Source organism: Chitinophaga silvatica (assembly GCF_003419895.1).
In the GTDB taxonomy this organism is placed as follows: domain Bacteria; phylum Bacteroidota; class Bacteroidia; order Chitinophagales; family Chitinophagaceae; genus Chitinophaga; species Chitinophaga silvatica.
In genome coordinates, this window is record NZ_QPMM01000002.1 from 859260 (window position 1) to 882836 (window position 23577).

A 23577-nucleotide genomic window follows, 5' to 3' on the forward strand; every position below is an offset into this window, starting at 1 on the left:
TTAAAAATTGAAGTTTAATTCCATTCCGAAATAAGGGGAGTTGAAGCCGCTTCTTTTCCTGAGTATTCCATAAGCAGTATAGTCAGGAGTATAGGTTACCAAGCGATTGACAAACATGGAAATAGTTGCTTTTTTCTTAAAATCTTTAGATGCCTTTATATTTACCTGTAAATCGATTGGCACTCTATTTCTACGAAAAAGGCTCTCGTTATATATTTCATTAAAATAATTGACATTAGGATCATTTTTACTTTCTTCAGTAAAAGGATGTGTTTTCCCATCTATATCAGTGTATTGAACTGGAGTACCGGATTTCCATGCATTTTGGCTTGCGGTAAACCACATACTTTGAATAGATGCAGAGAGTGTAAGCCCTAATTTTGGCAAATAGCTGTCGGTAGTAATGTTGGTATTAAATTGCTCTTTAAAGCTACCATCGGTATCGTTATAAAGCGCAACATATTGGGCCACGTTTTTATTAACAGTGATTTCCTGATTGATTTTATAGAAAGGGAATGTATTTATGTAAGTATTTCTCAGGTATGCTCCATTTAAAGTAAACCGTGTATTTACTACAGGAACACGTCTGGAGGAAAATTGAAATTCTATTCCATTTTTTATTAAAGTACTGCCATTAGTGAAAGTGGAGGTATTATAATATCTGCTGAGAAGTTCATAGGTAAAATCACTGGTTAAAGGAGGTGTTTCAAGGTTGGCGGCATCAACGGAAGCTGGATTGTACTTTTTATATGAATATGCGTTATACTGATTGGTAGTACGGAACCCGGAAGTTAATTTTTCTCTGAACCAGGTAATTGTTAATCTGTTCTGATTTAATGCAAAATCGGCATTTAACTCAAACTTTTTATTGATCGCGGCCTGAAGGTCGTAATTGGTTCTGTCGTTGATATATGTAACGGCATTAGCTTTTCTGAAGGCTGGATTGTTGTGGAAAAAGTTTAATTGTACAATATCTATGTATTGTGCATTAGGATGTAACTGATCTGTAGTTGGCATCTTGGTATGTAATCCATATCCTCCTCCTAGTGTAATGCTTAAAGGTTTGTTATTTACAAATACTTTTGGTAAAGTCCATTTAGTATTGATGCGGGGATCGAAATAAACTTTATTTGCGATACTATATTTGTTACTCATTCCGGCAAGCATCATTGCTCGTATACCCACAGAGGTTGCAAAGCTATGACGACCAATACTGAAGGTAACCATGTCTTCTGCAAAAGCAGATTGATTTAGCATTCCCGGAATGGTGTCAAAAGCTCTGGGTCTTGCTGATGATACAGCATTGATGTTGGAAGGGTAGTTGATATCGTAAATCTGGCCTTTACCAAGGTTCTTGCTATAGTTTGTTTCCGTACCTAGTTTAAGCTGGTGCTGCAGCTCGGATGTATAAAACATCAGTTGTGTCATTGCCTTAAGGAAAGCTGTTATAGGCTTACCATCTGCTGTAAATTCGGCAGCATAGCTGGGAGTGAGATATTGTATGTCATGTTCTCCGGCCTGCAGTGAATTAAGTAATACAGTGGCAGTTCTGGCTTGGGTCCATTGAATAACATCAATTTTGTCGTGCTGATAATTCAATTTTCCTGAAACTTCCCAGGATTTCAATAAACTATTAGGTTTGGTTATTTCGGATTTGATCCCCGTTGCGAGGCCATAGCTCTGATAAGTTGATTTATATTTATCAGTCAATGCATAACTGTTGTCCGGGTCTGTGCGTTTGTTATCTATATTGCTTGAATAGTCTATTGCTGTATTCCATTTTAATAAATAGCGACTATTTACCCAATGTTTTTCAAGACGCAGACTACCATTAATTCTTTTATAATTTTCGAAACTGCTGGTAGGATCGGCTTTGGATGTCAGGTAACCTAAATCTGCATTAATTGTTAGCTGTTGGGTAGGAAGATCGAAACCTTTTCCTACGGCAAAAAGTTTGCTGAAACCATCAGTTTTCATACGTGCATTGATAGGTGTAGCACCTTTTATACGTTCTATTTTGATAAGACCACTTGTCAGATCTCCGTATTCTACGGAAGGAATACCACGAATGATTTCAACCTTTTCAATCTGGTCGGTAGACAGGGTGCGCATATCTACGCCTTTGTTAACTGAGTTTCTTGATGAATTTGGGTCTGAAGCAAAATAGGCTGCAGCACTTTGCAGATTTGCACTTGTATTGATTGGGCTACCATCTATAAGGAATGCAGTACCCAAAGATGAAATATCATAATTAGAGGCAGGTGCGTCGCTTACTTCTCTCAATCTGATCTGATTCATTGAAGTAAGCTTTGGATCTTTAGCTCTGCCTCCAGGCAGTAATTCCAGTAAGTCTGTGAAGCTGGAGGGTTGAAGATGTTGCATTGCCTTACGATCTATGATGGAAGAACTGGTCATCCCTTTTGATTCGTTGGCGGTAACATATACTTCAGCTAAAGTTCTCTGGATCTTTTCTACTATTAACTCCAGATTTTGATCTTTATGTAGATGAATGTTGACTTCCTGAGTTTTAAAGAGAATACTTTGTATGTTGATTTTATATGTACCAAATGGAAGTTCGCCAAAGGAGAAATTTCCTTTAGTATCACTGACGGTGCGATAAGTAGCCTGATCTTTCTTAGCAAGAATAATGACAGAATCGGTGACCCGGGAACTATCCTTATCCCATAAATGGCCGGATAATATTCCAGTAGCATGTTGTGCTAATATACTTGTTGGCAATAAGATAAAAAGCGCTACAAGATTCAGAAACTTTCTACAGTTGGTACAATTCACTTCTCTTTTTAACAAAATTTGATTTGCGCAAAAGTAGAAAATCGAGTTGACCAATTCCATGAATTGGCGCTTATCAGCAATAAGAAATTCCGGATTGGATCATTGGGTTTCCCGATTCGATCAATGGAGAATTTGGGTACCGGGGAAGTGTGGGAAGTACTTTGTAAAGGTTGATTCAGGTCTCAGTAAAGTTTTATGTTTTAAAAAGGGCTGACTTTTAGTAGCCAGCCCTGCGAAAGCAATTTCTAATGTTGATTTTCAATCTTCTTCTTAAGATCTTTAATTTCTTCCTGTTGTCCTGCTATCAGTTTTTCTTGTCGAATCAGGTGAAGTGTGAGTTCTTCAACTTTTTGCAACAGCAGGCGATTCATTTCTCCAACATCCACTCCATTTTCCTTTACTTCTTCGGCTGTTGGAATATCGGGCAAATGACCATTTTTATTGATAAATGCTTCAACATCTCCAAGTGAAGGGAGTTTATAGTCTGGATGGAAGACAAAGTCGGCCCATCCCGATTGTTGTGTTACTCTAATTCTTCTGGCTCCCAGCATTCCTTCTACCGCCATTTTATAACCTTCCCTTGGATATGTTCCTATCCCGATGTTACCATTGTAATGCATTATAAAGTTATAGTTGGCTGGTTTTACAATTGTATCTGTTTCGGAAGAAAAGATATACAGTAAAGTATCGCTACTGGCACCCATACCGAATTTGCGTAAGCCGGCATCCATTTCAATTGACCCCCCTTTGTATAGTTTCATAGACCTGCCCCAGCTGGAGGAAGTCCAGTTTGTGTTAGAAACTATATCTAGTTTGGAAACCGGAACATTAGTTCCCAGACCAACTTTCCCTGTGTAATAATTAAGACTCCCCATTTGATAAACATCCCCGGTATAATAAGACCCATTTGAATTAAGCCATTGATCTATTCCGGTTTTATAATTATGGAGAATCTGATCAGAGTTATACATTTCAACATAAGGAAGTGGGTTTGTTTCGCCATCGTAAACTGTAAGCTGCTCTTTATATTTAGAGGTGAAATAGTAGGATGTATTACCTCTAAGCCAGATAATAATTGATCTGGTTCCATTTCCGAAGGAAGCATCTCTGAAGCTTGCAACAAATGGAATATAAAGAGGATTCTGAAACTGCCGTATATCTGCAGTAATAAAGTTGGAACCATGCCCCCAGTTGGTAGTATGATACCTAAAGGTTGCAATGATAGAACCATAAAAAGAAGGTTTATCAGTGTGAGCATCGGATCTGCCAATAGTAATTTCTGATGCTGTATTAACTCGCCAGCCTGAATCGGTGACCACAACAGGGTAATATCGGCTACTATCTCCCTTTACTTTAAAATACTGGTTACTAGTTTGTGCATGAGAACGGGAAAATAATAGGCAGGCAATTGCTACAAAGAATAATTTGCTAAATAGTTTCATATGATATAGAAATGAAAGGTTAACTATAATAGTAAACGAAAATAGCAAAAATAAATATTTGGAAATCGATTTTTGGGGATGAGAATCTAAAATGGAACTCTGACTAATTTGCCGGCGATGAGCATAAATTCTGTCCGCTAACTTCTCCTGATTGGTATAAAGAAAACAATTTTTTCTGCTAATTGGAAATCCGATTAATGGTAAGATAATTCATAAATACCTGATTTCCCTAAAACAACAATTCCTCCCGTTATAAGCGGGAGGAATTGTATTCTATTTAAGAGAATCAAAATTAATATCCAGGATTCGGTGAAACATTTGGATTATTAGCAGTCTCCAATTCAGGAATAGGTAATTGAAGATGTGTATCTGTTTTTTTCACATTCTCGAAAGATGTATATGCTTTAGCGCCCATATTCTGGCGGGTGAAGTCTACATTCAATCTTTTCAGATCAAAGAATCGTAATCCTTCAAAAGCTAATTCCTTACGACGTTCGGTAATGATGGCATTAAACAATTCGTCTCCGGTAAAAGTATAGGCAACCAAAGATGGATCTCTTTTTTGAGCCACCATATTTAAGTAGAGGCGTGCATTTCCTTCATCTTTAAGACGGTAATAAGACTCAGAAAGTGTAAGTAATACTTCAGCATAGCGAAGCAGTTTAACTTCGTCACGATCTGCATTAGCTGTATTCTGGTATTTGTTGATGTAATTCACGGTATTGGTACCACGGGGAGCCTGTACGATGAGGTTGCGACGGATATCTGTGGCGGCATACAATGCGTAGGTATCATCGGTTACAAGAACATCCCCAAAGTTGGTGCGTGAATACATCCAGTCGATTCCTTCCTGGCCGTTATTGGCAGTAGTGGAATTATTGATCTCGAATATTGTTTCCAACTTATCTGCACGGGCTACATTGGAACCCCAGTACGAATTGAAAGCTGCCTGGGTTGCTGCCAGTGTATAGCCACCTTTTTCTACTACTGCAAGTGCTGCACTTTTAGCATTTTCATAATCTCCTCTATAGAGATATGCTCTTGCCTGCAATGCTTTAATAGCATATTTGGTAATGAAATTGGTATTGTTGGCATGTAGGGTGCTTGAAGTTTCCGGCATGATGGTAAAAGCGGTATTCAGATCGGAAATGATCTGATCATATACTTCAGACACTTTAGCTCTTGCTGGTTTGATAAGGGCACCACCAATATTGGTTGGTACGGTAACAACAGGTACACCATCAGCATCCGGGAAAACAGTTGCTGGTTTAGCGTAGTAGTTTACCAGGTTCAAATACAGTAATGCACGAAGTGTATAGGCTTCGGCCTTAAACTGATTCACATTGTTCGATTCCGGCAGTTTGGTAGCTATTACACGATTCGCCTGCAGAATTGCAAAATAGCTCTGTGACCATTGTTGCAGGTTTTCGGCATTATTAGATACATACGTGTAATTGTTATAAGGCAGCAGACGGCCAGAGTTTGAAGCACTGATGTAAGTATTGTCGCCAAGCAGGTCGCCCCATACCAGGGTATTACGACCAAAAAGGTAATAGTTGTCGAGGATGCGGTAAGTGCCAGCCAATGCCTCGACCATGTTACTTTCATTCAGAATAGCGCCATCTACAGAAACACCCACGGAAGGATCTTCTTTCAGAAAGTCTTTACCACATGAAGTGGCCATTGTTGCTACAAGGAGCAGACCAGATATATATGCATTTGTTCTTTTCATGAGTCGCAATTTTTAGAATCCAACATTGATACCTAAGGTGTATGTTTTGAACTGCAACATACCTTGAGAATCCGCACCACCAAAGCTCACTTCCGGATCAAAAGGCAGACGGTCGTCAAATGTCCAGGTATGCAGGTTGGTTGCCCTTCCGTATACATATAATTTGTTTACGCCCCATTGACGGATTATGTTGATGTTTTTGAAGTCATATCCCAGGCTGATGTTTTTCAGTCGGATATGATCTCCTTTGTAGAGGCGATAGGTACTAACTGAGTTATCGCTTTTGGTAGTGAACTTAGGAACATAAGTTTCCTGACCCTGGTGAGTCCATCGGTTGTCGTAGATATACTGGTATTTATTATAGAGATAATTAGAACCATTAGTAAAATAAACATCCTGATTGCTGGAAACCCAATAGCCCAGGTTATAAGTAAAGTCTACACCCAGGGTGATTCCTTTATAAGAGAAAACGTTATTGAAACCACCTGTATACTTAGGAATAGCCTGACGATCGAGTACTACATACTGAGCATTAGCAATGTTGTTGGTTTTAGAAGAATGGGTACCATCAGTATAATATAATGGATCACCATTTTCAGGATCTGCACCTGCATACTCTTTCATGTAATAAGTGCTGTAGTTATAACCTTCTTTCAGATAGTAAAGATTGTTCAGTACAGGCGTGTTAGCTGGGAGTCTGGTAATCTCGTTACGGTTCATTGCCAGGTTAAAGTTGGTATACCAGGTAAAGTCGTTATATCTGACAACATCCCCTTTCAAAGTAAATTCCCATCCTTTGTTCATCATTGCACCGAGATTCTGATTTACAGCACCAAATCCGGTAGTGTAGGAAGTTGGTACCTGACGAATCAGTCCATCGATATTATTGCGGTAGTAATCTACAGTGAGCATGAAACGGTCATTTGCAAATCCGAAATCAGCCCCTACATCGAACTTTTTGGCAGTTTCCCAACGCAAATCAATATTACCGATTACATTGTATTGCTGACCATTAAGTCCGGCATACCCGAAAGTAGCACCATAGCTGGCTTGTGGAACCCAGTCGTAGTTTCCGAGATTGGCATTACCGGTAGTACCGTAGGAAGAGCGTAGTTTCAGGAACGACAGGATATGTTGTTGTTTGAAGAATTCTTCCTGGTGTACGTTCCATGTACCGCCAATAGAATAGAAGTTTGCATATTTATTATTGGCAGCAAAGCGGGAAGAGCCATCGCGACGGATAGATGAGTTGATGGCAAATCTGTTGCGATAGTTTACATCAAGTAATCCGTATAATGTTACGAATGAATAATTGCTATACTGTCCATAAGTTCCTACTGGTGTAGCTGCATTTGTTAAGGCGGTAAGACCATCGTGTGCAGCAGGGAAACCGATACCATCAGCGGCAAGGAGGTATTCTTTGGAGCGTTGTGCTTCATACCCTACAGCTGCAGTGGCATAGAAGTTTTCAACTCCCTTGAAATCGTAACGATAATCGAATTGGTTACGTGTCAGCCAGTTGAAGTAACGAACATAATAGTTTTTACTCCGTCCTTTCTGACCTGCATATTCTCCCATTGTGGAGTTAAAGAAAGAAGTTTCCTCAAGTGTATTGTAATCGGAGCTGAAATAAGAGGTATAATTTAATTTATCCCAGATATTCCATTTCAGTTTAATGTTGCCGAGTAAACGTGTTTCAGAAAGATACTTTTTATCGTTCTTTACAATCCATAATGGATTATAGATACTGGAGAAATTAGTTTCACCCTGAGTATTAGAATTGATGGACCCATCATCATTGTAAGGGCGCTGGAAAGGACGTAAAGCACGTGAAGCCCAGGTTGGATTTGATGAGTAGTTGGTGCTGGTTGGAGTATTCTGCCCTACATTGGATACATTGATACCTGCAGATAGGGTCATACGTTTATTTAACTCATGATCGAAGTTGAATAAACCTGAAATACGTTTAAGATCGGCACCTATAGTAGTAGCTTCCTGGTTGTAGTAACCGGCAGAACCAAAGATTTTAGTTTTCTCTGTTCCTCCGTTGAAGCTTACATTATATTGTTGTTGCTGGCCCTGACGGGTTACGAGGTCGTACCAGTCGTAATATTTTCCACTATTCAGACCATAGCTTTCAGCTTTAGAATCGATATCAGCCTGAGTAGCACCACCATTTTTAAGTGCTTCGCGGAACAGTTCGGCGTATTGCGGACCAGATAATGGGCGTCCGGCGGCCGGAGGAGCCATTTGGCTGGAGAATCCTTTTTCGACGTCTACACGCACTTGTGTTTTACCGGATTTACCACGTTTGGTGGTGATGATGATAACTCCAGTGCTACCACGAGAACCATAAAGGGCTGTAGCTGCAGCATCTTTGAGTACATCGATGCTTTCAATATCGTTTTGGTTCAGACCAGAAAGTGCGTTGGCTGTAGTCATGTTATAGCCAAGCTTTCCGGAGTTCACTATCATTCCATCGATTACGATCAGAGGATTTGAGTTGAGCGACAAAGAGCCCAGACCACGGATACGTATATCCAGAGCAGCACCAGGCTGGCCGGAAGTAGTAGGAGCAGAAAGACCGGCAATCTGTCCTTGTAAGGTTTGGCCAAAAGTTGCGAAAGGTTTGTTTTCCATCACCTTTGAATTTACTGAACCGATAGCGCTGGTGCTGGCGGCAACAGTGGTGACACGGTAACCATCTTTTACTACAACTTCATTGAGCGTACGAACATCCTGCTGCAAAGTAACGTTGATCACGTTTTTGTCGGCAGGGCGTTCTATGGTTACATAACCTAGCATTTTAAAAACAAGGGTAGCACCATCAGGTACCTGATTGAAGTGGTAGCGGCCCTGGTCATCAGTTACAGCAGCTTGTGATGTACCTGCAACGGCTACGACTACACCGGGCATTGGAGTACCGGCAGCGTCTTTAACGATACCGCTCACACTCATTACGGTATAGGACAGTGGTGATGCGGAACGAATGGCACTTGCATAGGCATTGGTGGATGCAGCTAATGTGCCGGCTACAACCGAGCAAACTGCGGCCATCTTCGCCAGTCTGGAAATGCGAAGGCCATTCTCAATATGAATCCTGTAATCCATACGTGTTAAAATAGAAGATGAAGAAATGTTGATTTTGATTGATCGGCATACGTGCCCGACATGGGCAAAAAGGTGCGTGCGAAAAACGCGTGCATAGTCTAATTGTTGGCCATAGGCTTCCTTTTATATGTTAGTCAAATTTTTACCTCAATACAATACCGGCCCGTTTTTCAACGGGAAACTTTAAAAAGCAGCAATTAATAAGCGGATTGTCCTATTTCAGTAGGTAGTTTTTCCGACTCTAGTGGAATTACGCTGATTTTAATTCAATCTTTATGTAAACAAATATATAAGTTTTATGTAAACACAAAAATTTTATTTCTATTTTAATTTTTGTACTAGATAATTATGTGATAGCTTGATTCTCAATAATATCATGATTTTCCACGTATAATGTCTGTAAGTAGCTTATGAAAATGTATACAAAATATTAAATGAGGAATCAGAGTGGTATTGAGCCATTTGTTTACAAAACAAGTTAAGTGCATAAAAAAAGCCACTCGCTTAGCAAGTGGTTTATCAATATTTTTTCCGATGACAAGTGGTAAAACGATAATGAGATTCTGAATATATCCTAACATGACTTGGTATTCAGCTAATGGAATAATAATTTATATTAAATTAGATGTTTCTGTTTTGCACTAAAAAACCTACAACCAAATATTCCATTATGAAGTATGTTTTACTAACAGCTGTAGTTGTTGGCAGCTTTCACTTTTCTCAGGCACAGATTACACCTCATCAATCAAAAGAGATAACACCTTACAAGGGCCGTGATCTCTCTCAGGAAAACAACAAACCAGCTGCTGTTGTAAACAGTACCCCAGGTACAACGTCAGGCTCTTCTGTTTCTAAGACAGTTGGTACAAAAGATTTACTGTTTTTTATCCGTAAATGGAAAACGGGGGTGACAGATGCATTTTATGTTACTACGACAGCTGGAGTTCAGACTATGGTGGTTAACGTTAATGCACGTGTGAAGCCCCTCCATATTAATGCAGACGGAACTTATTACTGGGAGGCGTATGGAGAACAACGTCGCGGTCGCTGGACCACCACCGGGAAATCCGATTATCCGATTGTCCTGAAAAATGCAATCGAAAATAAGGATTGGTATGTTGCACGTCACGACAAAGGCAAAAACGCTATTTATATCTGGAATGGCGACGCAATAAGCTATACAGGCATACCATTGTAAATCACAAAAAAAGCCGTCTCTACAGCGTGGAGACGGCTTTTTTAATAAATATTCAACCAGTGAAGGGGGGAGTTTGTAATAAACAAAACATTAGTACAATGACTACCACCGATATCACTGTGTACATAGATGACAAACCTTACCGTTTTCATGTGAAGGTTGATGAACAGAACGAATCTACAACCTATTCGGTTGATCCTGTAACTGATACCCATCCTGATCCTGATTTTATTCCGGGACATCTGGAGTTTAACTATAATGGCAGCCTCACTCTAAAAGAGAAACTGAAAACAGTTGAACAGGAACAGATCGCTCGCCTCATCTGGCAGGAGATTCTGGATAAAATGAATCCATAACCTTAGTGTTCATAGAAAGCAGGAGGTTCTATACCTAAAGTTCTTAGGTAAACATACCCCTGTCCACGATGGTGAATTTCATTGTCGATAAAATAATTCAAAATAGAAATTACCGGCCCCTGATAAAAGCCCCAGGAATTCTCTGTTACATTAAAACGTTCAACGGTCATTGCCGGCCATTCACGATTAATCTTTTCTGTGATCTCATCCCAGAAAGCTAAGAGCTCAGCTTTGGTTTTAATTGTTGCTTCTTTGGCCATAATTTCCTCCCAAGGTTGCCATTTACCATAAGCCAAACCATCAATTCCGGTAGCTATTCCTGAGACTTCCAAAGCAAGTCCTGCAAAAGTGCGCATGCCTCCAAGTGAAAATTCGAACAATTCCTTCTCAGGAAATGCCTCGATTACACGACGGGTTAAGCCACGGTGTCCTTGCCAGCGTTTTAAAAGATCTTCAGGTGTAATAACAGCTAATGCTACGTTTGTTGCAGACATAATTTTACAGGTTTTTATTAGAATACAAATTTCTGATGCCGAAGTGACAACAGTATGTCAGTAGGTTTAAAAAAAGTAAAATTTTTAATTTGACTTATTCTTAGCAGTATCAAAAAAATCGCTTACATCACCTATTGCCGTTCTGGTACATCTCATAATTATATCCTGAAGATCGGCTCCCGAACTGCGTAAAGGATCAATTGCTTTTACAAGTATTGTTCTCAATTTATAAAGCTCAGACCTGTTAAATTTTTTCGATTCCTTTACCAACTCGAGTTTCATTCGCTCCTCTTGTTGATTTTGTTTGGGATTAAATATTCCGTTAAGTTGACTGCATTGATCGCAGACCCCATTTTTATTTACCAGGGCACACCTGTTATCAAAAATATTTGTCATTGTTTCCCGGGAATCACCCAGCAGATGTTTTACAACTCCTTCTGTTTTATCCAGAATCTGGCAAATTTCTCTGACCTGAAAATCATAGATATCTTTTAAAATCAGAGCTACCTGATTTTCTATAGGTAAAGTTTTTGAGATGCAGGTGAAGCAAAAGTCTATATGTTCCCGCATCTCATAAGCAGCAGCATTGAATGACTGATGAACAACGCGGAACGATTGGCTGACCTCTTTAGTACTGATGGCTAAATTGGCTCCCTGGTCCTGAGCGTTTACAGGCCAGCGTTTTAATTTTCTTAAATGATCATAAGCCAGATTGGTGGCTATTTTAAATACCCAGGTCTTAAGAGTAGAGTCTTGTTTAAAGGTTGATATTTTATCAAATGCTTTGATAAATGTATCGTGTGTCAGATCGTCTACATCATTCCGATCTGTGAGTAGGCGGTAGAGATATGATTTCAGCTGATTTTGAAATTCAGCAAATAATGTTTGAAATGAATTAATATCTCCTGCAATGGCATTTTTGAGTAGTTCCTCTTTTTCCATTTTTCAATTTAATAAATAATTAAATCGGGTTGCATGTTTCTGCAACCCGATTATAAATCATAATACATTCAGTTTGCCGCAATCGAAATCAATAACATGACTATTGAATGCAATTCCATTTTCAGAAACGAGGAAAGCAGCTGTTTCGCCTAATTGTTTTAATGTTGGTTTCGCCTTGAGGATATCATGCATGGTATATCGTTTGGTCATTTCCTGCTCGCTGATGCCTGAGAGTTCTGCAAAATCATGAATCATTCCCTGAATCTTTTTTGTCTCGAGCAACGCACCGGAACAAAGGCAGATCGACTTTATTCCATATTGTCCGAATTCAGCTGCCATTACCCTGGTAAGGGCTTCAATTGCAGCGCAGGCGGAAGCAAAACCAGCCATATTAGGGGTCTTGGTTTTTGCCATTGATGCGGTTAAGAGTAAGATGGTGCCTTCAGAACCTGTTTGGATCATATACTTTGCAGCTACACGTGAAGTGAGGAACTGTGATCCACAAATCCTTTGCAATGGATTCATGAATTGTTCGAATGTGACCACAGTAGTAGGTGTACCACTGCCTGCATCTTTGTAATAGCTTCCGATCCCATTAAATACCATATCCAGTTTCCCATTTTCAGCTACCACCTTTTGTAGGTAGTTGTCGATCTCCGTTTCATTCAGAGCATCTACTTTCGCTGCTTTAGCGATACCTCCATTGGTATTAATTTCCTCGGCCAATGTTTTTACAGCATCTAAATTCAGCGCAGTAACATAGACGATTGCACCATGTTGAGCGAGTGAACGGGCAACTGCTCCGGCAATTTCTCCTGAAGCTGCAAATATTACGGCTACTTTGTCTTTTAAACTATTCATTTTGTTTTGCTTTCTCTTCTGACGATTAAGTCGGGCAAAACGATCGGGAAATTTGTAAATAAATTTTACTTTCCCTTATTCAGCCATCCCCTTTGAGGTTTAGGCTTTTCTTTTAATAAGGATGCTTTGTACAATTCTTGGTAACAAACATGGCATACTTCAAGTGCTTCATCTGTATGTATTCTTCCATCTACTCCCCAAAGAATTTTCTGATTAAAATAAGTACCCCAGATGATACTAAATATATTTACTTCAGTAGGTAAAATATCTGAAAGTAGAATAGATTGACTATCAATTACCAGTGTATAAATTGTTAATGAACCGATTATCTCAACAGAAAATAAGAGATAATACATTTTACCATTTAAAATCGGGTTAATACTAATGTGTTCCATAAAAATGCTTCTAAATGAAGCATTGGGTTACCTATGCAATGTTCTTAAAACAAGTTAACAGTTGTTACTGCAAAGCTGATACATTTAAGTGTAAAAGAAAAATAAAGGCAGGGAATTTATATTTCAGAACTTTTATACCTAAGGATAAGACGTAGTGACAACTGAATTCTGGCACCCTTCTTGCAAACCTGCCGCCAAACCAAATACCTATTTATGAAAGGAATTTTAAAAGTTGTCTGCGCACTTTCAATTAGTTTATTGACTTCCCTTGGAGCTATGGCCCAAAATGTTGACAAAGCCTATATCGCCAAATTGAAAAAAGAAAAAGAAATCCTGAATGAAGAACTTAAATTAAACTCGCTTAAACTGAAAGCAGCGAATGAAACACTTAGTCAGGAAAAAATGATTGCCGAAGCCGAAAAATTGAATGATAAGGCAGAAAAAGCAATGAGAACTGCTAAGCAGGATGCTTCAAATCTGAATAAAGAGGAAGCCGGAAATGAAAAACTCTCTAAGCAGGCAAACCGTTCTGCAAAGGATGCCAGTAAGTATGCCAATGATGCACATAAACAGTCAGAGAAAATAGCGAAATCAAAAAAATATGTTGAGAAGTTGAACGAGGATATTAGTAAACAGACTGCTAAAATTGATGAATTAAAGAAGAATGAAGCATAATATCAATATTAGCTTCCATTAATTGTATTAAATTAAGTTTATAGGGCATGCCGAGGATGGTTGGTATACCGTAATTTCTTGATGATACAGTTCATAACTATATTTTAGAGAAGATCTGCTCTGACAGGCAGTTATTATATTGCTTAAACCCTTGTAGAATAAGCTTCTACAAGGGTGTTTTGTTTAAAAATATACCTCAGAAAACCTGGATTTTCATTGCATTAAATCCAGGTACCAATTATAATGTAGCGCGGCAGCTTTGCGCATTTTTACTGTTTTTTGCCCCCCAAACTGGTACGTTTCCGTACTGGCCACATAGTTATTGGCGATTCCTGCAACCATTTTTTACTCATTATTGTTACTTCATATTTCCAAATCACTGAATACAAATCCATTTCACTCCAAAAAAACTATCTAATATGAAACGGCTATTACAAATAACCATGTTTTTTATCATTTTACTTTTTGTTTGGATGGGCTGTAAAAAAGGGGACCAAGGAATACCAGGGGTACAGGGGGAGCAAGGAGCACCCGGTCCTCAAGGGGTAGCAGGACCCGCTGGTTCACAGATTTACAGTGGAGACGGAACTCCTGCTGCAACGTTGGGCAGTATCGGCGATTTCTATCTAAACCTCTCCACTTCACAATTTTACGGGCCAAAAACTGCAAATGGCTGGGGAACTCCTATTAGTTTAAAGGGTGCAACTGGAGCAACTGGTGCTACAGGAGCTACCGGAGCAACTGGAGCTACCGGAGCAACAGGAGCAACTGGTGCAACCGGAGCAACCGGTCCAACCGGAGCAACTGGCGCAACAGGTCCAACTGGCGCAACTGGAGCAACCGGTCCAAAAGGAGCAACAGGAGCTACTGGAGCAACTGGTGCAACCGGAGCAACCGGAGCAACCGGTCCAAAGGGGGCAACAGGAGCTACTGGGGCAACTGGAGCTACAGGTGCTACAGGTGCTACAGGAGCAACTGGTGCAACTGGAGCAACTGGAGCAGCAGGTAGCCAGATTCTTAGTGGTACAGGCGCTCCTACCGCCACCACAGGAAATAATGGCGATTATTACCTGGATAAATCTACCTATGTACTGTATGGCCCTAAAACTGCCGGCGCATGGGGTGCTGGTTTATTATTACAAGGCCCGGCAGGTCCACAGGGACCAGTAGGTCCACAAGGCCCTCAAGGTCCTGCAGGAACCGCCAATGTGATTTATTCCACCTGGAAATATGCTTCTAACCCAAGGGATACGATGATAGATGAATCTAATCTGTGGGTAGTTGACTTAGCGGCACCTAGCCTAACGGCAAACATTTTTAGTACAGGAGCAATAATGGTATATCTTCAGTTTGGAGGTGGAACAGAGGTGTTGCCTTATACCGCTTCTGCGGGTGGTAGCACTGTTAGTCTCATTTCATTTATTCCGGAGATAGGTAATATACTTATTACACGCTTTACCTATGATAACAGTGGCAGTATTGAGTTACCATTATCACTACAATACCGTTACATCCTGATTCCTGGTAGCGTTGCTGGCAGACAAGCGGTGCATCCCGATTACAACGATTATGCTGCTGTGTGTAAATTCTATAACATTCCTCAATAGGAAATCATCGGAATTATTCTACTTAAAACCTTGCAGAAGCTTATTCTGCAAGGTTTTTTCGTGTTAAAGATATTGGTAAGTATTACTTTTCAACTTGACCTCTGACCTTATATTTTTTTGAGACTATACGAAAAAGAAAAGAGGCTTATAAACCTTTCGATTTACAAGCCTCTTTAGTGCCCAGAACTGGATTCGAACCGGGGATGAATATCAATGTGTTATAAACCTTGGGTGTCAATTGAGTGTCGCACTTTTTCAAATTCCTAAAAGAATGTTCTTTTTACACACTTATTAGTACTTCTTCACCTTTCAATACAAATATAAGGTATTGATTACGCTTGAACCAAAATTTGCGATTTATACTACAATATTTCCGAGAAGCTGATTATAGTTATCAACTATTGCAAAATTTTGGGGCTTTCTATATTATTCTCTTCTAATAAGATGGTAACCTTATTTCCTAATACATCTGAATATCCATTAAAATATAAATTAGCTCCGACTTTTCTATCAAAAGAAATATTATTCATTTGATATTCATACATTCTATAATTCAAGTAATCGATATAGGAAGTAGGGTTATTGAGAGTAGTATTAAAGTCACTTATTATTTTTGACGGAAAAAATTGACCACTTAAATACTTAATAGAGTACCGATTGTTATTTTGAGAAACTGCCACCAAAAAATCTTTTCTAGTCCAAACGTCAAATAGCTTACGGACTGCATGATGGGCAGAATCTACATATTTGAAATTATTTACATACACCTTGTATACCTTGTATTCCTTATTAGGATAAATTAAATTACTCTCACTAATTTCCATAGCAAGTTTATATCCATTATCGGGTAAAAATGCGTTATAATACTCAAACCCATCTTCTACTAGGTCTTTAGTATCTCTCCCATTTAATTGAATATTAGCGAATCTAATATTATATGCTGCAATATTTTTATAAAGTTTATTATAAATAAAATCAAACATTGAAAGGCTATCACTTTGTCCAAATAAATTGCCTGGATGTGTTGCGATTGATATTGTAATTAGGTACTTAAATAGCAATTTCATTCTACTGAATTTATGTTGATGACTGTCGCATTTATCTCATCTTGTGATATTTCAACAAAATTTCAACAAATATGGCTTCGTATTCAGTTTTTCTTAAACCGTTTCAATAATATAAAATTTGTAATCGGCAATTCCGCTTCAACAATTACAAGCTCTATCGACAAAAACTATTTAGTAGAATATCCTGATATCTTACCTTTTGTATAAACACTTATATCTAGAGGAATCCCTTCACAAATATTCATTGTTCCTTCCAATGAAGGTTCATTAAAATTCTGTAATAATCCAACCTCATTTTTTGATAGCTTTAATGTAACGTTTATCGTATTTTTTGTTTTTTTAAATAATGGATCCTCTGCATAATTCCCTTTACACAGAAACATATTTCCTTTTATACAAATAACACCATTATATGCCAAAGTTCTGGCATTATTCCACATTTCCGGCGCTATATATAATTCTCTGCGTTCTTTATCAATATGAAACTCAAATGAATAATAATACTTTGATGGAGAATAAAATTGGTTATTTGATAAAACTATAGATAATAGTAAATCATACACACATTTATCTACCTGATATTCTATTAAACGCTCCGATCTAGTTTGCATAGTAAAATGCGCATTCACAGAATTACAATTATAGCTATTGGTTACTAAAATAACTAAGAGAATGAAAATAATTTTCTGCATACAATTCAAATTAGGATTCCTAGTTTTTTCGATTTTTATTTGGTGTAATGATTATCTCAGGTAATGGAGGCATGAATGACTCGCTTGTATAAGGTGTCATTTGTCCATCTGAAGGAGTATAGATACTATAATTAATAGTACTATTTGGATATAATCGATTTAAAAATTTGGCGTTTGATATATCACCTCCTCGACTTATATTTGAACCTTCAGGTACCCTTCCTGAAGGATAATGTATCCCATTAGGATGACTATGTATTTGTTCCAATAGTGGAGGATTAATATTCAAACGTTTATCATAAAATAATCCAATTGATCCTTCATTTCCTGACTTATTATGTGAAGTAGTGATAAAATTCTGTTCATCCATAAATCTATTCAGCCCCCATTCAACATCTGTATTATTTGATGCAAATTTGAATAAATTCAATGCCTCAGAGTTATTACTCGATTCATATACATTGTAGTGGATTAAGTTGCCATCTTGCATTTTGAGGTTTCTACCTGTAATTTCATCGGATACTAAAACTCCTTTGCTTAAACTTACCGATTTACTAGAAATAATATTACCATTCTTATCGGTTGCATATAATCTGTCAGTATTACTCATTGTCTTTTCTATTAGTTGAATATTACCATTTCTCAGTAATTTATAGTTATCTAGTGGTGACATTCCATTCGGATCAATAAATTTCAACGGATTGTTCCTGACATAATTAAATGGTGATAAGTTGAAATACTTATCAGCCATAGGGTCCAGATTATGCCATCTTCCAATCTGCTGATCATAAAACCTGGCTCCAAAATCGTATAGTTCTAGTCCTGATCCATCATTCCATTCCTTCCGCTGTAACTCTTTACTGTTAAATAGTACCTTGTTCTCCAGCTTCCCTGTTGCCCGGGAACTAATTCCGTCTATCACCAATCCAAAAGGGTAATAATGTGTTACATTGAGCAAGGAACCAGTAAGTGCCATAATCCCTATATCATCAAAATACACATCAGCCTGGGGAGTTTCATTGCTGGTGAAAATATAGGCGTAGCCACTCTTTTCTACCACCCATTTGTTTTTGATATGCTGAGTTATTTCGCCTGGTTCGCCTACCCGCATGAAGCCTTTGTAATCTTTACGGTGGAAGATATCAGTAGTGTCATCTTCTATTGGTTTCAGATCTTCATCGAGCAATATATAATTCAGATAGGCTTTAGGTTTAGTATTAGCGGCAGGTGTTTCTGAGTCTCTGGATTTGAGCAAGGAGAAAATTGCAGCAGCCAGGGGATTAGCAGCCATAGATGCTGAAGTAGCCAGTTTATCGGCAGTACCAGATGCTACTCCGGCAAGAGATAAAGCCATTTCCTCCAGGGGTATTTTACGTGTGTTCTTATTGCCATCTTTAAATTTATACCAGCTATTGGCCACCATACTGATAGTATCACCAGCCATTACCTTTATGAGAATAGATGGACCTGTTTTCTTCTGATCTCCATCCAGTTTTGCTGCAAACAGGTTACTACTATCCTTAACCGGATAGTCCATAGGCTTCTTAGCTCTCGTTTCTTCTATGTTGGTATAATAAGTATTTTCTGTGGCGGCATTCACAGGTTCCATACCGGCAGCGATATAGGGTACCACTGTCGTTTCTTCGGTAAGGGAGGCGCGAACATTACCTAAATGATCTTTCTCGAAATAGTCGTATACGTAACTACCATCTGGCTTGCGCCTTACTCTGCCCTCTTCGTGGGCGAATTGTAAAAGTGTATCCCTTAAATACTGGAATGGCCCAATATACATGGTAGTAGTAGTTGTAGTACCTTCGGTTACTGTTTTCTTGATTTTGGTACCGGAAGCATCATCCGTGTATGTTATACTTCCTTTTCCTGTAACAGTTATAGTTTGTGGAAGGTTCAAATTGTTATAGGTAATACTGGCAATATTTTTATTATTGTCTTTTGTCAGATTACCATTGTTATCGTAAGTATAGTCTTGTGTTTGACCAGATGTCACTTCCTTAAAATCGCCTAATGTACTAGCAGGGTTGTTGAAGTTATCTGTTACCCACCATAGTTTATTCCCCTCTGTTATTGCGTTATAGTTGTAAATCAGTTCATCTATTTTAGTTGACGGAGCTACAAAGTGGGTCATTTTCTGAATATTGCCATTTGCATCGTAAGCAGTTGTGGTAGTAGTACCATCGCCCATGAGGGTGGTGTAATCTTTACCTGCGGTGGTATTCCAGGTGGCACTGGTATATTGTGTAAAAGAGGCTTTTAATAGTCTGTCTGTTGCGTCATAGGTATACGCATAAGCTCTACGTTCTCCATCGTTTTTAGTGCGCCACATTACAGCAGAAATATTGCCGTTGAAGTTAGTTCCCCCTCCGGGAGCGGCAAACGTTTTATCATAGGAAAGCTCCATTCCGAAAACGTTATCACTATGTGTACCATTCGCATACGGTTTGTTTATGCCAGTGAGCCATCCTCGAATATTGTAGGTATAAGTAAGTGTATCTACTATTGCCGCGGGAGCCAGGTTTTTCTTTTTGAGATTACCAATAGCATCGTACTCATTTTTTACCACCCACTTTTCTGCACCGGCATCTATTTTCTTATAAACATTCAGTAATCTCCATTCGTTGTCATACTCATTGCGGGTAATTACGGTAATAGTACCTGGTTTTGTATTAGTGGCCGTATGATTGTATTTTATAACAAGTGGTTGCCCATTAAAGCTATATTGAGTGGTGGTCTTATCAACCCCTCCGGTAATATTCTTGCTTTGTACTTGTATAGGCCTGCCGTAATCATCATAATGAGTAACGGTATATAAATAAGTAGACGTACCTAAAACCAGGGTCTTACTACCAGTAATTAAACCCTTAATATAGGTGGTAGAAGCTGTCATAGCTCTGGGATAAGGAAATGTTACATCCGAGGCTGCAAGAAACCCGCTACTGGCTTCACTGGAAATATAAGTACTGCTTAGCCCTATACCAGCAGGTACCCAGGTGTAATCGTCGTAATAGACCTCTGAGAGCATAGTAGCTCCAGACAGTTGTGCAGTGGTCGGATAATCCCCACTGGCATCCGCTGATGTTGCATGGGCTGCACGGGTGGTGGTGCTGGTCCAGAGCCATTTATTTGTAACTCTATCTATAATATCATACTTGATAGCGGTCCACTGGTTGGAGGTACGCTGATTGGCATCCTGCGTTAGCACCACTCTGTCCAGGATATCATACACCGTGTAGAAGTCTCCTCCTCCCGGCACCCTTTTCATCACTTGCCTGTTTTTGGTGTCATATTCGTAACGAAATGAAAATTCGTTTAAGATAGTAGTTGAAAAAGCCCAGGCAGCATTTCGGAGTAACTCCACTCCACGAGGCTGAATAACTGCACGTAGCAGGTTTTTGTAATCGTAGATATAGTAAGTACAAAGCCATCCCGCATAGCCAGTACCAGGGCCGGCATCGGCTGTTGCGGTTAGTTGCACTTTGCTCATGATCAGCTTTCCTTCCATGTCTTTAAACTCAATTACCTGATTGTTATGCTCGTTCTGCGTAACTGTTTTACTAAGCTGCCCCACTGCGTAAATAGCGCTGGTCGCATAAGTACCATAGCTACCAGCAACATCTGTCACCGTAAATATTCTTACAGAATCGGCCAGGGTATTGGCCCAGTAAAGTGTTTTAATACCTCTACCGGCGTTCACCCAACTATTACCCTCCGGATACACCTTCGACACTCTATCAAGTGGCGAGGGTTCATAATCGGTTTTGGAATAGTAGAAGGTTTCACCTTGCCCATAAATAGGAGATGCCGCATTACTATTACTATAGAAGTATTGTTGCTGTTGAAAAGGATTCTTTTTAAACAGCCCATCCGAAACAGAAGTATTTCCACCGGTGGTATTGGCACCAAAAGAGAGATAGTGACGAATTTCTCTGCCAAAGTCATCATAAATGGCAGATGTAACCATATCAGTAGCAGTGCCACCTGTAATGAGGGAGCCTTGTTTTACAACTGTTTGTATGGGCCTTCCCAATCCGTCATGATAGGTAGTAGTGGTCTTTACTGCCGGAGTAGTTAGCGATATTGAGAAGGTATCACTGGAGGTCATCGGCCTTGCCGGAACCCAGGTACGAACATAGTTAGCTGAACTGGCAGGATAGGCAGCAGGCAAAAAGGGAGTAGCATCCTGGCTTTTTGCTGCTATATCCAGAAAGAGTATAAATATTAATAGATAATGTTTCATAGTTACTGATTTGAGGGAATGAATTAATTAGTACCAGCTATTTTATACTCTATATTCTTTCGGATATAATTATTAAAATCAGATACCTGATAAAGCCTGCCGAGGAAATCAGCAAAATAGGTAGTCTGTTTGCCTGCGGGATCTATCTCCCAATCATAGTTATCGCTACTATGCCAGATAAAGGAAGATACCTGCGCCTTTGTGGATGCCAGCCCTGTACGAATAAGGTTCATCTGTGTTCTCAGTGTGGTTGGCCCCGGAGGATTTTGGTCCAGTGTGGTTGGATCAAACAGAGGACTAACCGTTGAATACGAAGCGCCTTTAACTATGCCTACCAGCTTTGATCTGCCATAGCCCCAGAGATATACTTCTGTAGTGCCTCCTGTTCTGGAAACCTCCATAGGGTTACCTTTGGAATCATACAAACTGATATTGTATTCTGTGTATATTGTTGGAGTACTATAACTTCTCATCTTCTCTACATGATATTTAGCGCTAAATACTCCAAAGTAATATCTGTCACCTTTCACAAAACTCCCTGCACCAGTTGCAGGTTTCAGAGAATCAACTATTTCAATTGGTTGTCTGTAATTGTTTGCAATTAACTTTGCGATAGTGGTACCAGATTCATTAGTCGACCAGGGAAATAAGAATTCTGCCTGAGGTGTTGACGCATATTTATATGTTCGTGTTCTCGTTTGCCCATTGTTAATAGTAGTTACCTCACTTTTAAGCAGGTAACCCCTCTGGTAAGCTATATAGTTATAATCGGTTCTGACACCTGTGCCAACACCATAGGATGTAATAGTTGAATCGCTAACCCATGCTGGCAAAGCAATATTTGGAGCAACATTATAAGTAGCACAATATACCAGCGCAGGAGGATCATTAGGATGCAGGGGTGGTCTGGAATCAGAATATGCCCCTACATCAAATGCCCAAAAAGGTTTAATTCTAACTCCCACCTGGGAAGGAGTACTTAAATAGTAGCTATAGCCATAAACAGATTTTTTAAGCAGTTTCCCTGTCTGATCATAAAATACCTGTTGTGTAAGTAACCCTCGCATGTAACTCTGATCAAATGTCGGGGTTTCTGGATTGGTAACCGGCGGCACCTCCTTTACATAACTATAGGTGTTATCTATCCATCCATTACCACTTTCAATGGTTCTCACCTGTGGATATACAACAAAGGAATTATCCTGGGTGGATAACGGATAGGAGCCTTGAGGAATTAGTTTTACAAAGGAGCAACCATTTGGTAGGGTCGTATAGCCCAGAATATCCACTGGTGAAACGAGCAACCCACTTGTCAGGGTACTATCCACTGAATAAAGCTGATATTTATAGTAAGTACTGCTTGTTTTGGCTGTTATAGGATCATAATCACGCACTTCCTGTACTCTCACCCCACCTACCTTTCTGTCTGCTTTCTGTGCATAGCCATATTGTGGAACACTAATCTGGGTAGATGTTAATGTGTTTTCTGTCCAGGTACCACTTATACCCGTCATGGTACAGGTAGGCGATAGTTTATAGACTTCAATTCTATAATACCCATTACTCAGCTCTTTTCCTGCGGTAAGTTGATTGGCAAAATTCAGAATCTGTGTACCACCAGTCAGGTCGGATGGTGAACTTACACTGAAAAGTGCCGCTCTGTAATTGGTACAGGTAATACCATTCAATCCTAAAATATTGAATGTAAAATAAGCCCCTCCATCGTAGCTGCTTATTGTAAAATTCTGCTTTAAGCAGGGATCAGGATCAATATTCCCAGTTGTGAAAGTACTGTTGGAAAAACTTCTGGCAGCAGTAAACGAGGGATCGGGATGATATTTATCCGGACTTTCATAATACAGCGCTGTATTCCCCTCGTAAATAAACTGCCGGTATCCTCCGGTCGGAAAAGTAATTTTCTTCAGAATATTAGCTACTGCATAGGTGGGATTAGCAGTAC

Annotated in this window: 16 protein-coding genes; 4 read left to right on the forward strand and 12 right to left on the reverse strand. The window is 39.3% G+C overall.

Features of this window, described 5'->3' with window-relative positions; genetic code table 11:
- The 4 genes from DVR12_RS07870 to DVR12_RS07885 form a co-directional block, all read right to left on the reverse strand.
- Positions 1-2808, reverse strand: a complete 2808-nt coding sequence (locus DVR12_RS07870) for a TonB-dependent receptor (RefSeq protein ID WP_158563231.1) — start codon at positions 2806-2808, stop codon at positions 1-3.
- A 230-nt stretch (positions 2809-3038) separates the two neighbouring features.
- Positions 3039-4235 carry a hypothetical protein gene (locus DVR12_RS07875; RefSeq protein ID WP_116975088.1) on the reverse strand — a complete coding sequence of 399 codons (1197 nt, stop codon included), beginning with the start codon at positions 4233-4235 and terminating at the stop codon, positions 3039-3041.
- Positions 4236-4527: 292 nt separating this feature from the next.
- Positions 4528-5967, reverse strand: a complete 1440-nt coding sequence (locus tag DVR12_RS07880) for a RagB/SusD family nutrient uptake outer membrane protein (protein WP_116975089.1) — start codon at positions 5965-5967, stop codon at positions 4528-4530.
- 12 nt (positions 5968-5979) lie between these two features.
- The gene (locus tag DVR12_RS07885) at positions 5980-9078 is read right to left on the reverse strand and encodes a SusC/RagA family TonB-linked outer membrane protein (RefSeq protein WP_116975090.1); all 3099 of its coding nucleotides are present in this window, start codon (positions 9076-9078) and stop codon (positions 5980-5982) included.
- 670 nt (positions 9079-9748) lie between these two features.
- Here DVR12_RS07885 and DVR12_RS07890 point away from each other — a divergent pair.
- Both DVR12_RS07890 and DVR12_RS07895 read left to right on the forward strand, forming a co-directional pair.
- Positions 9749-10276 carry a hypothetical protein gene (locus tag DVR12_RS07890; RefSeq protein WP_147323428.1) on the forward strand — a complete coding sequence of 176 codons (528 nt, stop codon included), beginning with the start codon at positions 9749-9751 and terminating at the stop codon, positions 10274-10276.
- A gap of 98 nt (positions 10277-10374) precedes the next feature.
- Entirely contained in the window at positions 10375-10632 is a 258-nt protein-coding gene (locus DVR12_RS07895; RefSeq protein WP_116975092.1) for a hypothetical protein, read from the forward strand.
- 2 nt (positions 10633-10634) lie between these two features.
- Here the strand turns inward: DVR12_RS07895 and DVR12_RS07900 are convergent, their stop codons facing one another.
- The 4 genes from DVR12_RS07900 to DVR12_RS07915 all read right to left on the reverse strand — a co-directional run bounded on the left by DVR12_RS07900 (position 10635) and on the right by DVR12_RS07915 (position 13324).
- Positions 10635-11126: a DinB family protein gene (locus tag DVR12_RS07900; protein WP_116975093.1), complete on the reverse strand. Its 492-nt coding sequence runs from the start codon at positions 11124-11126 to the stop codon at positions 10635-10637.
- Positions 11127-11210: 84 nt separating this feature from the next.
- Positions 11211-12068 carry an RNA polymerase sigma factor gene (locus DVR12_RS07905; RefSeq protein ID WP_116975094.1) on the reverse strand — a complete coding sequence of 286 codons (858 nt, stop codon included), beginning with the start codon at positions 12066-12068 and terminating at the stop codon, positions 11211-11213.
- Positions 12069-12125: 57 nt separating this feature from the next.
- Entirely contained in the window at positions 12126-12929 is an 804-nt protein-coding gene (locus tag DVR12_RS07910; RefSeq protein ID WP_116975095.1) for an SDR family NAD(P)-dependent oxidoreductase, read from the reverse strand.
- 65 nt (positions 12930-12994) lie between these two features.
- Positions 12995-13324: a hypothetical protein gene (locus tag DVR12_RS07915; protein WP_116975096.1), complete on the reverse strand. Its 330-nt coding sequence runs from the start codon at positions 13322-13324 to the stop codon at positions 12995-12997.
- A gap of 213 nt (positions 13325-13537) precedes the next feature.
- Here DVR12_RS07915 and DVR12_RS07920 point away from each other — a divergent pair, with 213 nt between their 5' ends.
- Positions 13538-13999 carry a hypothetical protein gene (locus DVR12_RS07920; protein WP_116975097.1) on the forward strand — a complete coding sequence of 154 codons (462 nt, stop codon included), beginning with the start codon at positions 13538-13540 and terminating at the stop codon, positions 13997-13999.
- A 419-nt stretch (positions 14000-14418) separates the two neighbouring features.
- The gene (locus DVR12_RS28060) at positions 14419-15606 is read left to right on the forward strand and encodes a hypothetical protein (protein ID WP_317126739.1); all 1188 of its coding nucleotides are present in this window, start codon (positions 14419-14421) and stop codon (positions 15604-15606) included.
- A gap of 398 nt (positions 15607-16004) precedes the next feature.
- Here the strand turns inward: DVR12_RS28060 and DVR12_RS07930 are convergent, their stop codons facing one another.
- From DVR12_RS07930 to DVR12_RS27560, 4 genes are all read right to left on the reverse strand, one after another.
- Positions 16005-16673: a hypothetical protein gene (locus DVR12_RS07930; protein ID WP_116975098.1), complete on the reverse strand. Its 669-nt coding sequence runs from the start codon at positions 16671-16673 to the stop codon at positions 16005-16007.
- A gap of 167 nt (positions 16674-16840) precedes the next feature.
- Positions 16841-17365, reverse strand: coding sequence for a hypothetical protein (locus DVR12_RS07935; RefSeq protein WP_116975099.1), 525 nt, complete (start codon positions 17363-17365; stop codon positions 16841-16843).
- Between the two features lie 19 nt (positions 17366-17384).
- Positions 17385-21617, reverse strand: coding sequence for a DUF6443 domain-containing protein (locus tag DVR12_RS07940; RefSeq protein WP_116975100.1), 4233 nt, complete (start codon positions 21615-21617; stop codon positions 17385-17387).
- 23 nt (positions 21618-21640) lie between these two features.
- Positions 21641-23577: hypothetical protein (locus DVR12_RS27560; protein WP_158563232.1), on the reverse strand; the 1937-nt coding region annotated here is incomplete at its 5' end.

Coding starts and splice junctions, on each gene's coding strand:
- DVR12_RS07920 (WP_116975097.1), top strand. CDS start 13,538: ATGAAAGGAATTTTAAAAGTTGTCTGCGCACTTTCAATTAGTTTATTG.
- DVR12_RS07930 (WP_116975098.1), bottom strand. CDS start 16,673: ATGAAATTGCTATTTAAGTACCTAATTACAATATCAATCGCAACACAT.
- DVR12_RS07895 (WP_116975092.1), top strand. CDS start 10,375: ATGACTACCACCGATATCACTGTGTACATAGATGACAAACCTTACCGT.
- DVR12_RS07915 (WP_116975096.1), bottom strand. CDS start 13,324: ATGGAACACATTAGTATTAACCCGATTTTAAATGGTAAAATGTATTAT.
- DVR12_RS28060 (WP_317126739.1), top strand. CDS start 14,419: ATGAAACGGCTATTACAAATAACCATGTTTTTTATCATTTTACTTTTT.
- DVR12_RS07935 (WP_116975099.1), bottom strand. CDS start 17,365: ATGCAGAAAATTATTTTCATTCTCTTAGTTATTTTAGTAACCAATAGC.
- DVR12_RS07905 (WP_116975094.1), bottom strand. CDS start 12,068: ATGGAAAAAGAGGAACTACTCAAAAATGCCATTGCAGGAGATATTAAT.
- DVR12_RS07875 (WP_116975088.1), bottom strand. CDS start 4,235: ATGAAACTATTTAGCAAATTATTCTTTGTAGCAATTGCCTGCCTATTA.
- DVR12_RS07890 (WP_147323428.1), top strand. CDS start 9,749: ATGAAGTATGTTTTACTAACAGCTGTAGTTGTTGGCAGCTTTCACTTT.
- DVR12_RS07910 (WP_116975095.1), bottom strand. CDS start 12,929: ATGAATAGTTTAAAAGACAAAGTAGCCGTAATATTTGCAGCTTCAGGA.
- DVR12_RS07900 (WP_116975093.1), bottom strand. CDS start 11,126: ATGTCTGCAACAAACGTAGCATTAGCTGTTATTACACCTGAAGATCTT.
- DVR12_RS07880 (WP_116975089.1), bottom strand. CDS start 5,967: ATGAAAAGAACAAATGCATATATATCTGGTCTGCTCCTTGTAGCAACA.
- DVR12_RS07885 (WP_116975090.1), bottom strand. CDS start 9,078: ATGGATTACAGGATTCATATTGAGAATGGCCTTCGCATTTCCAGACTG.
- DVR12_RS07940 (WP_116975100.1), bottom strand. CDS start 21,617: ATGAAACATTATCTATTAATATTTATACTCTTTCTGGATATAGCAGCA.